1 pseudogene is annotated in these 466 nt (G+C 47.2%); it reads left to right on the top strand.

The features are described 5' to 3' along the window. Nucleotides 1-275: 275 nt before the first annotated feature. Nucleotides 276-466 (top strand): annotated as a pseudogene (locus AB4513_RS24605) (hypothetical protein); the annotation flags it as partial.

Here is a 466-nt window from a genome sequence, read left to right as displayed (position 1 = left end):
TAGCACTTGCAAAAAAGCCGGCTTCCCAATAGTAGCCGGCTTTTTTGTGTCTAAAAAACGGGATTTGATTTGTTTCTTCGGTTGAGATAGCGTGAAATTTCACCGTTTGGACAACCAATCTAAACACTCCCCAAAAACCTATTGGACCTCAAAATATGACTCCTTTGACTCAGCCTTGGCGTGGGCTAAAGCCCAAACAACACATTCTCAATCACACCGCTTGTTTATCCCTCGGGATGAAGTGCTGTGTGCTTTAAACGTGGACGGTGAATGTTATGAAGACGCCTGGACACGACTCCTCCCCTCCCCCGCTCGATAAATCGAGTTACGATGCGGAGTATCGCCGTAAGCGTAAGGATCGGAAGCTGGATTTGATTGAATTGTATCAACGTGTCGTTGAAGAAGAGAACGCGCGGAACCCTAAGACGCCTTTTGAGATCGGATTTAAGTCTCGCCGGTTGCTTCG

Source organism: Vibrio sp. 10N.222.54.E6 (assembly GCF_041473955.1).
Taxonomy (GTDB): domain Bacteria; phylum Pseudomonadota; class Gammaproteobacteria; order Enterobacterales; family Vibrionaceae; genus Vibrio; species Vibrio tasmaniensis_A.
The sequence above is the reverse complement of the archived record's forward strand: the minus strand, read 5'-3'. Positions and strand labels throughout refer to the sequence as shown.